This is a genomic window from Waltera intestinalis, assembly GCF_009695995.1.
Classification (GTDB): Bacteria; Bacillota; Clostridia; order Lachnospirales; family Lachnospiraceae; genus Acetatifactor; species Acetatifactor intestinalis.
This window is the reverse complement of sequence record NZ_VUMU01000017.1, coordinates 38,150-52,776: the sequence shown is the minus strand read 5'-3', so window position 1 is coordinate 52,776 and position 14,627 is coordinate 38,150. Positions and strand designations below refer to the sequence as shown.

Sequence of the window (14,627 nt, the reverse complement as noted above, 5' to 3'; positions counted from 1 at the left end):
TCATTCTTTCTGCAACAACTGATCAGTATATCTTCTGTAATAGCTGTTCGATCTCCTCCTGGGGCAGCGGTTTTCCGAACAGATATCCCTGAATGATATCACAGCCGATGGCACGCAGATATTTATACTGCTGTTCTTCCTCCACTCCCTCGGCAATAGATTCAAATCCTAAGGATTTCACCATACTGACAATGGATTCCGTAATGATTCTGGTAGCGGAATCCGTAAGCAGCGTATCCGTAAAGGATTTATCGATCTTCAGCGTATTGATCGGAAGCTTCTTCAAGTAAGACAGGGAGGAAAATCCCGTTCCGAAATCATCTAAGGAAATGCGGATGCCATATTCTTTTAACAGCTGCATTTTCTCAGTCACTGCCCGGAAATCATCGATCAGTATGCTCTCTGTGATCTCCAGTTCGATCTCCTCCGGAGACACATCATATTTGCGGATAATATTCAACAGCAAATCTACGAAGTCTTCCTTCTGGTACTGCAGTGCGGAGATATTGACAGACAATACAAACGGAACGCCGTACCGGTTCCTCCATTCGGAAAATGTCCGGATGCTCTGCTCCAGTACCCAGTTGCCGATAGGGATAATCGTGCCGTTTTTCTCTGCAATCGGAATGAACTTCGCCGGGCTGATCATTTTCCCGTCGCCGTCCTTCCAGCGGATCAGCGCTTCCATTCCGCGCAGTTTCTGATTCCCCGCGTAGTACTGGGGCTGATAATACAGAATAAAGTTATGATCAAATACCGCTTCTTTTAATTTGCTGTCCAGTTCCACATTTTTCAGGAAATCATTCAGGATCGGCGTATCGAAATACTGGATCCGGTTCTTGCCCATGGACTTCCCTTTAAACATAACGATCTCGGCACAGTTGATCAGTTCCAGTGCGGATGTAGCAGCTTCCGGATATTCCGCAACGCCTACGCTTACAGTAATATTCAATATCTGTCCGCCCACCAGATAAAAAGGTTCTCTGGTACGCTTCACGATCTCCTTATGAATGTGTTCCACGCTTCTGTCACCGCAGGAATCATAGATTGCCATGCAGTAGACATCACTGGTCAGATGGCAGACGATCACATCGTCACTGTTGAATTCCTTTAAGAAAGATCCGAACTGCTGTACCAGTTCGTCTCCTGCCACGATTCCCAGTCCGTCGTTGACCTTACGGAAATCGTCAATATCGATGACCAGCACACTGACCAGCCGGTTATCTTCTTTCGCGCGCCGTAGGTACTCCGTCAGGAGACGTACAAAATAGTTCCGGTTGTACAGTCCTGTAAGTCCGTCATAATACGCCATATAGAGAAGTTCTTCGTTCTGCGTCTTCAGTTTTGTGATATTCTGTACCACAATGATCTGATCCGCAGGTCTGCCGTCCTCATAGAATATCCTGCAGGAGAACTGCAGCCAGATCTTCTTCCCCTTCTGCATGCATTCCACAGAAGAAGTTTCCTGACCTCCCTTCTCCAAAAACAGCATATCCCTAAGAGGCAGCACATATGGCTCATCTACCATCTCTAAAAGCTTAGTAAAGTCCCGTCTGTCCCGAATCTGGAAATCGAAAAAATCATCCCATTTTCCAAGCGTCGTGACAGAATTTTTCTCAAAAGAATAGTAGATATAAGCATAATCCATGGTATCGCACAAAAGGCGGTACATTTTCTCCCTGTCGCTTAATTTCTGATTCATTGCGCGCATAAGATCCAGCTGATAGTGTAACTCGTTCATAACCCCACTCACCCTTTATTTTTTGGTGATGTAACCCTGTGCTTTCAAAAGTTCTGCGCAAAGCAAAGCTCCCCCAGCCGCTCCGCGTAATGTATTGTGTGAAAGTCCTACAAACTTAAAGTCATATACGGTATCTTCTCTCAGACGGCCTACACTGATACCCATACCATTCTCAAAATCCACATCCAAAGCTACCTGAGGTCTGTTGTCCTCCTCCAGATACTGGATAAACTGCTTCGGTGCGCTGGGAAGTCCCAGTCTCTGAGGTTCTCCGCTGAAAGAAGTTAACTTCTCGATCAGCTGTTCCTTAGTGGGCTTCTTACGGAATTTTACGAATACGGCTGCAGTATGTCCGTTCAGTACCGGAACACGGATACACTGGCATGTGATCACGGGAGAAGTTGCAGGAACGATTTTGTCGCCTTCGATCTTACCCCAGATACGTAAAGGCTCCTTCTCACTCTTCTCTTCCTCACCACCGATGTAAGGAATGATATTGCCTACCATCTCGGGCCAGTCCTTAAAAGTCTTGCCGGCACCGGAGATAGCCTGATAAGTAGTGGCTACTACTTCATAGGGCTCGAATTCTTTCCATGCGGTCAGTACCGGTGCATAGCTCTGAATGGAGCAATTGGGCTTTACAGCGATAAATCCTCTGGTGGTTCCCAATCTCTTCTTCTGTGCTTCGATGATCTGGAAATGCTCGGGATTGATCTCGGGTACTACCATAGGAACATCGGGAGTCCATCTGTGGGCACTGTTATTAGATACTACAGGGGTCTCTGTCCTGGCATAAGCTTCTTCGATTGCCTTGATCTCGTCCTTGGACATATCTACGGCACTAAATACGAAATCTACCTGTGCGGCTACTTTTTCCACTTCGTTGACATTCATGACAATCAGCTTTTTCACAGCTTCAGGCATGGGAGTCGTCATCTTCCATCGATCACCCACTGCATCCTCATACGTCTTGCCTGCGGATCGGGAGCTGGCTGCGATAGTCGTTACTTCGAACCATGGATGGTTCTCTAACAGAGAGATAAATCTCTGTCCTACCATACCGGTTCCACCCAGGATACCTACACGTAATTTTTCACTCATTTTTCATTTCCTCCTCAGCTCTATGCATTTCCTTTTTATCTGAAAAGACATTCTTTTCTGATTTTACGAAAGTCTGTCTTCCAAAGACTGTTGATACTCTTCTATGGCATCATTTTTCAGGTATTCTTTATTTTTCTCAATGACCTGTTTCATCATTTTCTCACCCGGTGCACCGATGATCAGACGCTTCTCCACACAGGTCTTCAGTGAGATGGCCTCATAGATATCTTCGTCGAACTTATCACTGATGGAACGCAGTTCCTCTAAGCTTAAAGCATCAATAGAAGTATCCTTCTCAATACAGTACAATACCAGCCTGCCGATAATACCGTGGGCATCCCGGAAAGGCACACCCTTACCTACCAGATAATCTGCAGCATCGGTGGCATTGGTGAATCCGTTCATGGCACTCTTCGCCATGCGGTCCTTGCGGAACTTCATGGTCTGAATCATGCCTGTGAATAAAGTGATGCAGTCTGCTGCGGTATCCATGGCATCAAATGCCATCTCCTTGTCTTCCTGCATGTCTTTATTGTAAGCCAGGGGCAATCCCTTCATGGTAGTAAGTAACGCCATCAGAGCACCATAGACTCTTCCGGTCTTGCCTCTTACCAACTCTGCGATATCAGGATTCTTCTTCTGGGGCATGATACTGCTTCCGGTGGAATAAGCATCATCCAACTCTACGAACTGATATTCATTGGAATTCCAGATGATGATCTCTTCGCTGAAACGGCTTAAATGCATCATGATCGTAGAAAGTGCGGAAAGGAATTCGATCAGGTAATCTCTGTCCGCCACAGAATCAATGCTATTTAACGTCGGTCCTTCAAAGCGAAGAAGTCTCGCGGTATATTCACGATCCAAAGGATATGTGGTACCTGCCAGTGCTCCGGCTCCCAAAGGACAATAATTCATACGCTTATAGATATCTGTCAGACGCTGTCTGTCTCTCTTGAACATTTCAAAATAGGCACCGTAATGATGCGCCAGGGTAATGGGCTGTGCCTTCTGTAAATGGGTGAAGCCCGGCATGTAGGTATCTAAATTGTTCTTCATGGTATCAAGAATGGCTTCCAAAAGCTTTTTCAGCAGTCCGTCGATCTCTGCCACTCTTGCCCTGGTATAGAGACGCATGTCCAGTGCCACCTGGTCGTTACGGCTTCTGCCGGTGTGAAGCTTTTTCCCAGCATCTCCGATCCGGTCGATCAGGGTAGCCTCCACGAAACTGTGAATGTCTTCCTGGCTCTCATCAATTGCCAATGTTCCGTCATCCACATCCTCTAAGATCCCAGTCAGTCCTTCGACAATACTCTTCCTCTCCTCTTCGGTGAGGATCCCCTGCTTTGCCAACATGGTGGCATGTACGATACTGCCGGTGACATCTTCGTGAAACAGTCTTTTATCAAATGTTATGGACGCATTGAAATCAAATACCAGCTGATCGGTCTGTTTCGTAAAACGTCCTCCCCATAACTGTGCCATGGTCATTCTCCCATCTTTTTACGTTGGTAGTCTATCAGATAAAATTTCTCACAGACATTAATTGCAATTAATCATATCACAAACGACACTTTAATGCAATACAGTGAATTTCATCACTTTCCGCTACAGAAAACACTTTTTCCACTGGAATTCATACAATAACTATAAATATTCATGTTAAGGAAGTATGCCTTTTTATGGGAGCTCTTATCGAACTTAAAAATATAGGTTACTCCTATCACACACTTTCCGGGGAGACCGGTGCCATAAAAGATATCTCCTTCTCCGTGGAGGAAGGGGAATTTGTAGCACTTGTTGGACCCAGCGGCTGCGGTAAATCCACTCTGCTGTCCATTATCGCAGGGCTCCTCTCCCCTGAGAACGGAACCATTGTCGTAAATAATCCCGACGGTTCCCTTCATTATCCCCGTATCGGCTATATGCTGCAGCATGACCATCTCTTCGAATGGCGCACCATCTATCAGAATGTTACGTTGGGTCTGGAGATCCATCACGCCCTCACTCCGGAGCGCATCGCCCATGTGGAACAACTTTTGTCCGATTACGGGTTGGAAAAATTTAAGAACAAGCGCCCTTGCGAATTATCCGGCGGCATGAAGCAGCGCGCTGCTCTGATCCGAACCCTTGCCCTGGATCCCCAGCTGCTGTTACTGGATGAACCCTTCAGTGCCCTGGACTACCAGACGCGACTTATGGTATCTTCGGATATCTGTCAGTTGATCCGCAAGGCTGGGAAGACCATGATCATCGTCACTCACGATCTGTCAGAGGCTATCAGCCTGGCGGATAAAGTTTACGTGCTGTCTGCCCGTCCCGCAACGATCAAAACGGTATTGCCCATTCAGCTCACCCTGACGGACAGTTCTCCACTCGCCGCTAGAAACGCCCCGGAATTTCCATATTATTTCAAACAACTTTGGGAGGAATTAACCGATGAAACCTAAGAATGTGCAAAATGACCACCCGTTGACGGTCCAGGAACAATATCTTCGCAAGCACAAAAATCATCATAGACAGGTTGCCTTTCTGCGTATCTTTCTCCTGGGAATCTTTCTGATTCTCTGGGAAATCAGTGCAGATGCATACTGGATCGACAGTTTCTTTTTCTCCAGCCCACGAAGAGTCGTCCTATGTCTGATACAGTTGTGGACCGAGCGCTCTCTTCCGATGCATATCGGCATTACTTTATTAGAAACCATATTAAGTTTCCTTTTAGTGTTCGTTATCAGTCTCCTGCTTGCCACCCTATTGTGGTTCTCTGACAAACTGTCGGAGATTTTAGAGCCTTACCTGGTACTACTCAACAGTCTACCGAAATCTGCCCTGGCTCCCCTGTTCATCGTCTGGCTGGGCACCGGCATCAACACCATTATCATCGCCGGGATCTCTGTGGCAGTCTTCGGCTCCATTATCAGCTTTTACACTGCCTTTCACCAGGTGGATCCGGAAAAGGAGATTCTGATCCGCACTTTGGGTGGGAACCGCAGAGATATCTTTTTCAAAGTCGTCCTCCCGGGATCTGTTCCCACACTGCTCAGCACCACCAAGGTCAATATCGGTCTGTCTTTAGTCGGTGTCATCATCGGAGAATTTCTGGCAGCCAGACGAGGGCTGGGTTATCTCATCATCTACGGTTCCCAGGTGTTCCAGCTGGATATGGTAATCAGTTCTATCTTACTGTTATGTGTCATTGCCATGCTGCTCTATCTGCTGACCCAGTCTCTGGAACATTGCAGCAAAAAGCATCGCAACTGATTAAAATATTTTCTTCGGAGATCTGCAGGATGGCATCTTCGTCTTACAGTCTCCTACATAATCTACAGTTCTGCAAAACGAACTTTTAAAATAATAAATTTTACAGTTGCAAAAATTCCCAAGAACATATATAATAACCTAGTCCGCTGAAATAGCTCAGTTGGTAGAGCACTTCACTCGTAATGAAGGGGTCGTGGGTTCGAGTCCCATTTTCAGCTTATCTATGAAAAAGAGAAAGCCAAAAAGCTTTCTCTTTTTTGTATTAATTATTCAAAGCCATGAAAAACCGCGTTCTGCAATGCCTGCATTCCGGCAGATTTATCTTGCTCCCTTGTCATAGATTACCCCCAAAGCTCTCGGTGCACCGTTCTGTTTGGAAAAGAATACCAGCAGTAAAAGTGTCAGTACATACGGCAGGATCATCACCAGATCCTGATAACTGCTGGGCATCTGTAATACCTGTACCAGTCGGTAGCCGCCGGATCTGGCAAATCCGAATAACAGGCATGCTCCCAGGGTCGGAAGGATTCGCCAGTTACCGAAGATCAGCGCTGCGATGGCCAGATATCCGTAACCTACATAGATACTGGAAGAAAAGTTCGCGGAAATAGAATATGCAAAGCAGATACCGCCAAGTCCCGACAACGCACCGCAGATCATGATAGCTGCCAGGCGGATCTGTCCCACCTGTCTTCCGGCTGCATCCACCGCATGGGGATTGTCACCGCAGGCGCGCAGATGCATGCCGAAGCGGGTCTTGTACATTACAAACCATGCAATAAATGCTACGGCAACGATCACCAGTTCAAAAGGATACAGATTGGTAAATACAGCTCCCAGTACCGGAATCTTAGAAATTCCCGGGATGGTAATTCTGGAAGATACGGTCAGAACAAACTTGTCAGAGGTGGCACCGAATACAACTCTGTTGAGTAGTTTGGTCAAATATGCTGTCAATGCCATAGCCAGAATATTGACTACGACACCACTGATCACCTGATTGGCTTTAAACTTCAGGCACAGCAGCGCATGGATCAGGGCAAAAATACTTCCTCCTACTGCCGCCATGATCATGGCAATGTAGAAAGGTACCGGAGAATCTCCGGAGAAATTCCCTGCAATGGCAACTGCCACAAATGCTCCGATAAAGGCACCGAAACCCTGCAATCCTTCCACAGCTAACATAGTCACACCGGACTTCTCGCAATAAATACCGCCAATTGCCATAATAAATAAAGGTAATGCAAAGGATAACCCGTCAATGATCACAATATCCATTTATTTGTCCTCCTTTGTCTTGTTCGTTTTCTCTCTTCTGCCTCGTTCCATTTTCCATTTGATATAAGCATTACATGCACTGAACAACAAAATAATTCCGGTAATAACCGATGCGATCTCCGCATCGACACCGGCTGCAGATTTCATGTAAGTACTACCTTTACTGATCAAGGTGATCAGCATGGTGGAAAATACAATTCCGAAGGGATTGTTGTTACCAAGTAGTGACACTGCGATAGCATCAAATCCCGTGCTGATCAGTACCTTGGGCTGAATAGAACCCACATAACCCAGATAATAGGTCACACCGGCAAGTCCTGCCAGGGCACCGGAGATCATCATGGACAGCACCATGCTTCTGCCGACTTTAATACCCGCATATTTTGCAGCACTGCGGGAATAGCCCACAGCCTTCAGTTCGTATCCTAATTTCGTCTTCTCTAATAAGAACCACACTGCCACTACAGTCAGCAGAGCCAGAATAATTCCCAGCGGAATATCCATTTTCAGATTGCCCACCATGGTATCCATCAGCGTCAGTCTGGAAGCCGCAGAGATCTCCTTTGACTGTCTGGAGACCGGATCCACGAAAAAGGTATTGATAAAGAAGCTGATCACGTATTGGAACGTATAGTTTAACATAATGGATGAAACAACTTCATTAATATTAAAACGATACTTCAAAAAGCCGATCAGTCCACCCACCAGTCCGCCGACGATCAGACCGATGATCACTACCAGTGGCTTTGCCAGTACAGCATTTAAACTGCTGTAGCCCACAATAATACTTGCAGTGAACCCGGCTGCCAGCATCTGTCCGGAGACACCGATATTGAACAAACCCGCACGCAGAGCTACCGCTACTGCCAATGCTGCGAAGATCATAGGGGTAAAATAGTTCACATAACTCATAAAGTCTGTCAACATGCTCTTATAGCTTGCATAAGAAGACTTGGGTGACAGTCCGCTGCCCTGCAGCAATGCGTAGTAAGCCTTGAAAGGATTTGAACCGGTCACGGCGATGATCACACCACCCACTACCAGGCTGCAAAGGATTGCAAGAAGAGGGATCTTTACTGCATTCCAGAATTTTGTCATATTTTTCATGGTCTTATGCCTCCTTCTCCTTGTTCTTAACGCCCATCATGAACTCACCCACTTCATTGGTGGTCAGCTCACTGGCTTTGGCGATCTTCTGTATGCTTCCGTTATAAATAACGGCGATGGTATCCGCACAGTTCATGATCTCATCCAGTTCCAGAGATATTAAAAGGATTGCCTTACCCTTGTCTCTCTCCGCAATGATCTGTTTATGAATATTCTCTATGGCACCGATATCCAGTCCACGGGTGGGCTGAACGAAGATCATCAGAGAGGAATCCTGCTCCACTTCTCTGGCGATGATGGCTTTCTGTTGATTACCGCCGCTCATAGAGCGTACCACCGTCTTGCTACCCTGTCCGCTTCGGATATCGTATTTTTCTATCAGTTTTTCACTGTTATCTTCAAAAATCTTCTGGTCCAGCACTCCCTTATGACAGAAAGGCTCTTTGTAGTAGTTACGCAGTGCCAGATTTTCCGAAAGGGTAAAATCCATGACCAGTCCATAATTCTGTCTGTCCTCGGGAATATAGGAAATTCCTTCTGTGGTACGTTCCCTGATGGACAGATCCGTAATGTCTCTGCCGTTTAACAGAATCTTACCGGAACGTGCCGGGATCAATCCTGCAATAGCATCGGCAATCTCTACCTGACCGTTGCCGGCTACGCCTGCAATGGCTACGATCTCACCGGAATGCACCTCAAGGGATACATCCTTTACCACCTGAAAATCCTGCTTGTTATAGACGTTCAGATGCTGTATGTCGAGGATCGTCTTACCCGGTTTCGCGGGTTCTTTTTCTGTCTCAAAATTCACTTCACGGCCTACCATTTTGTTTGCCATGACTTTGGTGGATGTGGTTGCCACTTCCATAACATCCATCAGACGTCCGCGGTTCAAGATTGCGCATCTGTCTGCAATACGTTTGATCTCTTCCAGTTTATGTGTGATTAAGATGATGGTCTTGCCGTCATCCCGCAGAGATTTGATAATGTCTAATAAAAAGTCGATCTCCTGAGGAGTCAGAACCGCTGTGGGTTCGTCGAAAATAAGGATCTCTGCTTCTCTGTAAAGCATTTTTAATATCTCTACTCTCTGCTGTGTAGAAACATTAATATCACTGATCACGTCGGTAGGATTCACTGCCAGTCCGTATTTCTCCGAAAGTTCGCGGATATCCTGATTGGCTTTCTTCATATCCACTACCGGAATACATCCCAATACCTTCTTCACCGGTTCCATACCCATCACAATATTCTCTGCAATGGTATAGTTGGATACCAGTTTAAAATGCTGGTGTACCATACCGATGTTTAATTTGGTGGCATGGTTGGGGGATTCCAGTTTCACCTTTTCTCCCCGGATATAGATCTCTCCTTCATCCGGCTCGTACATTCCAAACAGCATACTCATTAAGGTGGATTTTCCGGCACCATTCTCTCCCAACAGAGCAAAAATCTCACCCTTTTTGATCTGGATCGTCACATCGTCGTTGGCTACGATCCCGGGGAAGCGTTTGGTGATGTGTTTCATCTCAACAATATATTCCGACATGTTCATCCTCATTTCTACTCATGTAAATAAATAAGAAGGTGACAGTTCCTCACCATCACCTTCTTGTGAATTCATTCTTCCTACCAGGTAAAGGTCTCCGGAGTTACACCGTTAAAGTTTGCCGCAGGAACGATCTTGCCTTCCTTTAACAGAGCCTGTGCTGCATTAATCTTCTCAATAGCCTCTGCGGTGAGCTGACATCTACCTTCCTCACTTACAAAACCGGTAGCATCATCTGCTGCAGTCAGAGTCACATTAGCGCCCTTGAAGGAACCATCTTTTACTTCGTTCAGTACGTTGTAAACAGTATCATGCATTACCTTCAGACCACTGGTCAGAACGATATTGCTGTCACCGTTTGCACCGTCATCATACTGGTCAACATCACAACCGATAACCTTAACGCCGTCAGCTTCCTTGGCAGCGGTAAATACGCCGTTACCGGAACCTCCTGCTGCTACGAACAGGATATCTACGCCTTCAGCGATCAGAGCATTGCCCAGTACTTTACCGGTAGCTTCATCAGAGAAGTTACCAACATAGTTACCACCTACATTAGCGCCGGTAACATCGGTACCTGCGTAAGAAGGAAGCTCTACTACTTCTACATTCATGCCTTCGGTACCGTTCACATACTTAACACCGCACTCGAAACCATACTGATAGTTAACGTTGGAAGGATATGCAATACCGTTTACTACTGCTACCTTACCTGTGGTGGTAGACAGAGCTGCAGCCATACCTGCATAGAAACCGCTCTCCTGCTCAGCATAGTAAGCAGCGTATACATTGTCGATCACCTGATCAGCAGTTACTTCGGTACCGTCAATGGTAGGCCAGGAATCGATCAGGATGAACTTGGTATCCGGATTCTCCTGTGCCAGATTGCCGATGCCGGCGAACTGGAAACCACAGCATACAATAACATCATAATCCGCTACAACATCAGCTACTGCCTGAACAGCTGCTGCGCTGTCACCGGTTTCCTCACGGATGGGGGTTACGGTTGCATTAGGATTCTCCTCGATGAACTTCAGAACACCGTTGTAGTTGTCCTGGTTGAAGGAACCGTCATCCACGCCGGAGGGGCTGGATACTATAGCGATCTTCAGACCGGGTTCTTCACTGCCGCTCTCTGTTGCTGCTGCAGTGGTGGTAGCTGCCACGCTGGATTCTGCATTGGTGTCAGCATTGGTGCTGCCGCATGCTACCAGAGAAACAGCCATGACAGATGCAAGTGCAAGTGCCAGAAACTTTTTCATAATTTTTTCCTCCTAAAATGTAAATATTAAAACATTGAATCACAACGGTAATATTATCATCATAGTCTGTAAAATTCAATATCTATTTTTAATTAACGCATATGCACATCCATTTGTGGGAACGGAATTTCAATTTCTGCTTTATCAAGTGCATACTTACACTGTTCGGTAATACGCCATTTTCCCTGCCAGAAATCCTCATTTTTAAACCAGCAGCGTACACATAGGTTGATTCCGGAGTCTGCCAGTTCATCTACAAATACAAAATGCTCTCTTTCCTTTATAGTATCAGGATCTTCAGAGAGAACCTTTGTCAGGACTTCCTTTGCCTTCCTAATATCTGCGCTGTAAGCAACCGATACCTTCACATCACATCGTCTGGATTCGGCAGCAGTGACATTCACAATGGTGTTATTTGCCAGATTGCCGTTGGGAAGAATAATCGTCTGATTATCATAGGTTAACAGCTTTGTATAGAAGATCTGGATCTCTTTTACTGTACCTTCCTTACCGGAGGAGCCTTCCACAATGTAATCTCCCACCTTAAACGGCTTCAATAATAAAATCAGCACACCGCCCGCCAGATTAGATAGACTTCCCTGCACTGCCAGTCCCACTGCCACTCCGGCTGAGCCAAGAAGTGCCACGATACTGGCAGCATCAACGCCAAAGGAGGATGCCAGGGTCAGGATCAGTATAATATATAAAGAAGCTTTCACAAAAGAATCCACGAACTGGATCACTCCCGTTTCCGCTCCCGCGCGGTTCATGGACTTGCGGATGATCTTGCGGATCAGCTTGATCAGTTGTACACCGATGAAGAAAAATAACAGTGCCAGTCCGATACGGATGCCTAAGTTCAATGCTTTCTCCGGAAGGGTATCCAGAAAAGACGCTATCATTCCTTCCTTTTGCTGTACCTCTTCGATTACGTTATCTGTCAGATCCATGTTATCTTATTTCTCCTGTTTCTTTTTTGCGGTCTTGTTCGTCGTCTTACGAATGGGCGTATTTTTACGGATCCGCTTCTCGATCACTTTTTCCAGCTCTGCCTCTGTGTAAGGGATAAATTGCAGAATACTTAAGGACAACGGTGCAAGTTTCACGGTGACGGACTGCTTTTTATCATCCCATTCCACGTCCTCTGCCCGTTTCATGCGGTCATTGACCACACCGGTACCACCGTAGCAGACAGCATCCGTATTCAGGATCTCCTTATATTTTCCCTCGTAAGGAACTCCTGTAGTGATCTCTCTGGGCACACCGGAGAAGTTTGCTACGACCAAAAGCATCTCCTCCGCAGCTTCGCCTTTACGCACAAAGCTTACATAACATTCATTGGCAGAGATCTCGTTCATCCACTGGAATCCCTTCGCCTGATCGTCACATTCATACAGTGCCTTATTCTCCCTGTATAATGCATTCAGATCCTTCACCAGCCTCTGGACTCCGGCATTTTCCTTCCGCTCTTCCAGTGCCCATTCCACCTGACGCATTTCGTTCCATTCTTTTTCTTCCGCCAGATCCTGTCCCATGAAAAGGAGCTTTTTCCCGGGATGAGTCATCATATAGCCGTAGGTCAGACGTAAGTTGGCAAGCTTCTGTGCTCTGTCTCCGGGCATCTTGCCAAGTAAGGTTCCTTTCCCATGTACCACTTCATCATGCGAAAATACCAGCATGAATTTCTCGCTGTAGGCATAGATCATGCTGAAGGTAAGTTCTCCGTGATGGTGGCTCCTAAAGTACGGATCGTATTTGATATAATCCAGATAATCGTTCATGAAGCCCATATTCCATTTGAGATCAAAACCAAGTCCCCCCTCTTCCAGGGAACCGGTGATCAGGGGGAATGCCGTACTCTCCTCTGCGATGGATAATACTCCGGGATCTCTCTTTTTCAGGATGGAATTTAAGTGTTTGATCATTTCAATGGCTTCCAGATTCTCGTTACCACCGTACATATTGGGAATCCATTCCCCGTCCTGTCTGCCGTAATCCAGATAAAGCATGCTGGCTACTGCATCCATACGGATACCATCCGCATGATATTTCTCCACCCAGAACAGCGCATTGGCGATCAGATAATTCGATACCTGTGGACGACCGTAATTGTAGATCAGGGTGCCCCAGTGAGGATGACTGCCCTGTCTGGGATCCTGATGCTCATAAAGACAGGTGCCGTCAAATGCAGCTAATCCATAAGAATCTCTCGGAAAATGTGCAGGCACCCAGTCAAGGATCACACCGATTCCCGCCTTATGCAGTGCATTCACGAAGAACATAAAGTCCTCCGGTGTACCGTATCTGGCAGTCGGTGCATAATAACCGATGACCTGATATCCCCAGGAAGCATCTAAGGGATGCTCCATCACCGGCAGCAGTTCCACATGGGTGTATCCCATTTTCTTTACATATTCTATAACCTTCGGAGCAATTTCCCGGTAATTGACATAATCCTGTCCTTCCCCCGGTGTCACAAAGCTTCCCAGATACATTTCATAGACGCTCACCGGAGCATTACCGCACTGATATTTTTCACGACTTTTCAGAAATTCGTCGTCCTCCCATTGATAATTACGGATATCCGCAATTACAGAAGCCGTCTCCGGTCTCTTCTGCGCTGCATTGCCGTAGGGGTCCGCCTTCAGATAAGTAAGTCCGCCCTTGATCTTCAGCTCGTATTTGTAACAGTCTCCGACTTCCGCTCCGGGAATAAACAATTCAAAGATACCGGAATCCCCCAGCCGTCTCATCTGATGGATCCGCCCGTCCCATTCATTAAAATCACCGACTACGCTGACACGCATGGCATTCGGCGCCCAGACAGCAAAATAGGTTCCCTCGTCCCCATCCAGTTCCATGGGATGTGCTCCCAGCTTTTCATAGATTGTATAATGAATGCCGGCGGCAAAACGATCCATGTCTTCCTTCGTGATCTGCGGAACATGCCGGTACGCATCCCCACAGATCCATCTGTGTGCCTCACGGTTTTCGGTCTTACTGTATTCCACTACATATTCATAAGGTGCCATTTTCCCTGCGTTTACCAGTGCTGCAAAATATCCCTCTTCATCTGCCAGTTCCATGGGAACATCCATAAGAAATGCTTCTCCCACCTGTCCGGTCTTCTTCCAGTGGATCGTTACTTTCTCTGCTCCCGGGAAGTATGCCTGTACCAGCATTTTGCTTCCCTGCTTATGGGGTCCCAACAGCTCATGGGGATTATCGCATTCGGAATACGTGATTTCTTCTATTTGGGGCCAGTTCATCAATTTATAAAGTTTATTTGTCATATTCCCTCTTTTCTGCAGCGCGATTGCTGCATTCT

At 46.5% G+C, this 14,627-nt stretch carries 11 protein-coding genes and 1 tRNA gene; 3 read left to right on the top strand and 9 right to left on the bottom strand.

Features of this window, described 5'->3' with window-relative positions:
• Window positions 1–22 precede the first annotated feature (22 nt).
• The 3 genes from FYJ59_RS12075 to argH form a co-directional block, all read right to left on the bottom strand.
• Window positions 23–1,741, bottom strand: coding sequence for a putative bifunctional diguanylate cyclase/phosphodiesterase (locus FYJ59_RS12075; protein WP_154497711.1), 1,719 nt, complete (start codon window positions 1,739–1,741; stop codon window positions 23–25).
• A gap of 15 nt (window positions 1,742–1,756) precedes the next feature.
• Window positions 1,757–2,842: an aspartate-semialdehyde dehydrogenase gene (gene asd / locus FYJ59_RS12070; RefSeq protein WP_154497708.1), complete on the bottom strand. Its 1,086-nt coding sequence runs from the start codon at window positions 2,840–2,842 to the stop codon at window positions 1,757–1,759.
• A 63-nt stretch (window positions 2,843–2,905) separates the two neighbouring features.
• On the bottom strand, window positions 2,906–4,327 hold the full coding sequence (gene argH, locus FYJ59_RS12065; protein ID WP_154497703.1) for an argininosuccinate lyase: 1,422 nt from the start codon (window positions 4,325–4,327) through the stop codon (window positions 2,906–2,908).
• 197 nt (window positions 4,328–4,524) lie between these two features.
• Between argH and FYJ59_RS12060 the strand changes: the two genes are divergently transcribed.
• The 3 genes from FYJ59_RS12060 to FYJ59_RS12050 all read left to right on the top strand — a co-directional run bounded on the left by FYJ59_RS12060 (window position 4,525) and on the right by FYJ59_RS12050 (window position 6,321).
• Window positions 4,525–5,292 carry an ABC transporter ATP-binding protein gene (locus FYJ59_RS12060; RefSeq protein ID WP_154497696.1) on the top strand — a complete coding sequence of 256 codons (768 nt, stop codon included), beginning with the start codon at window positions 4,525–4,527 and terminating at the stop codon, window positions 5,290–5,292.
• Complete coding sequence (locus FYJ59_RS12055) at window positions 5,282–6,103, top strand: ABC transporter permease (protein ID WP_154497693.1); 822 nt, start codon at window positions 5,282–5,284, stop codon at window positions 6,101–6,103. Before FYJ59_RS12060 ends, FYJ59_RS12055 begins: the two co-directional genes overlap by 11 nt.
• Window positions 6,104–6,248: 145 nt before the next feature.
• Window positions 6,249–6,321 (top strand) — tRNA-Thr (locus FYJ59_RS12050).
• Window positions 6,322–6,421: 100 nt separating this feature from the next.
• On the opposite strand, the gene FYJ59_RS12045 is transcribed toward FYJ59_RS12050, so the two are convergent.
• From FYJ59_RS12045 to glgB, 6 genes are all read right to left on the bottom strand, one after another.
• Window positions 6,422–7,381: an ABC transporter permease gene (locus FYJ59_RS12045; RefSeq protein WP_022153129.1), complete on the bottom strand. Its 960-nt coding sequence runs from the start codon at window positions 7,379–7,381 to the stop codon at window positions 6,422–6,424.
• The gene (locus FYJ59_RS12040) at window positions 7,382–8,488 is read right to left on the bottom strand and encodes an ABC transporter permease (RefSeq protein ID WP_154497690.1); all 1,107 of its coding nucleotides are present in this window, start codon (window positions 8,486–8,488) and stop codon (window positions 7,382–7,384) included.
• A gap of 4 nt (window positions 8,489–8,492) precedes the next feature.
• Window positions 8,493–10,037 carry an ABC transporter ATP-binding protein gene (locus tag FYJ59_RS12035; protein ID WP_154497687.1) on the bottom strand — a complete coding sequence of 515 codons (1,545 nt, stop codon included), beginning with the start codon at window positions 10,035–10,037 and terminating at the stop codon, window positions 8,493–8,495.
• Window positions 10,038–10,117: 80 nt separating this feature from the next.
• Entirely contained in the window at window positions 10,118–11,299 is a 1,182-nt protein-coding gene (locus FYJ59_RS12030; RefSeq protein ID WP_154497684.1) for a BMP family lipoprotein, read from the bottom strand.
• A gap of 92 nt (window positions 11,300–11,391) precedes the next feature.
• Window positions 11,392–12,249 (bottom strand): mechanosensitive ion channel family protein, encoded by an 858-nt coding sequence (locus tag FYJ59_RS12025; RefSeq protein ID WP_235898034.1) that lies wholly within the window; start codon window positions 12,247–12,249, stop codon window positions 11,392–11,394.
• A 6-nt stretch (window positions 12,250–12,255) separates the two neighbouring features.
• Window positions 12,256–14,592: a 1,4-alpha-glucan branching protein GlgB gene (gene glgB / locus FYJ59_RS12020; protein WP_154497680.1), complete on the bottom strand. Its 2,337-nt coding sequence runs from the start codon at window positions 14,590–14,592 to the stop codon at window positions 12,256–12,258.
• Window positions 14,593–14,627 lie beyond the last annotated feature (35 nt).

Excerpts from the sequence above, each read along its gene's own strand:
- FYJ59_RS12075 (WP_154497711.1), bottom strand. The coding sequence starts at position 1,741 with ATGAACGAGTTACACTATCAGCTGGATCTTATGCGCGCAATGAATCAG.
- asd (WP_154497708.1), bottom strand. The coding sequence starts at position 2,842 with ATGAGTGAAAAATTACGTGTAGGTATCCTGGGTGGAACCGGTATGGTA.
- argH (WP_154497703.1), bottom strand. The coding sequence starts at position 4,327 with ATGGCACAGTTATGGGGAGGACGTTTTACGAAACAGACCGATCAGCTG.
- FYJ59_RS12060 (WP_154497696.1), top strand. The coding sequence starts at position 4,525 with ATGGGAGCTCTTATCGAACTTAAAAATATAGGTTACTCCTATCACACA.
- FYJ59_RS12055 (WP_154497693.1), top strand. The coding sequence starts at position 5,282 with ATGAAACCTAAGAATGTGCAAAATGACCACCCGTTGACGGTCCAGGAA.
- FYJ59_RS12045 (WP_022153129.1), bottom strand. The coding sequence starts at position 7,381 with ATGGATATTGTGATCATTGACGGGTTATCCTTTGCATTACCTTTATTT.
- FYJ59_RS12040 (WP_154497690.1), bottom strand. The coding sequence starts at position 8,488 with ATGAAAAATATGACAAAATTCTGGAATGCAGTAAAGATCCCTCTTCTT.
- FYJ59_RS12035 (WP_154497687.1), bottom strand. The coding sequence starts at position 10,037 with ATGTCGGAATATATTGTTGAGATGAAACACATCACCAAACGCTTCCCC.
- FYJ59_RS12030 (WP_154497684.1), bottom strand. The coding sequence starts at position 11,299 with ATGAAAAAGTTTCTGGCACTTGCACTTGCATCTGTCATGGCTGTTTCT.
- FYJ59_RS12025 (WP_235898034.1), bottom strand. The coding sequence starts at position 12,249 with ATGGATCTGACAGATAACGTAATCGAAGAGGTACAGCAAAAGGAAGGA.
- glgB (WP_154497680.1), bottom strand. The coding sequence starts at position 14,592 with ATGACAAATAAACTTTATAAATTGATGAACTGGCCCCAAATAGAAGAA.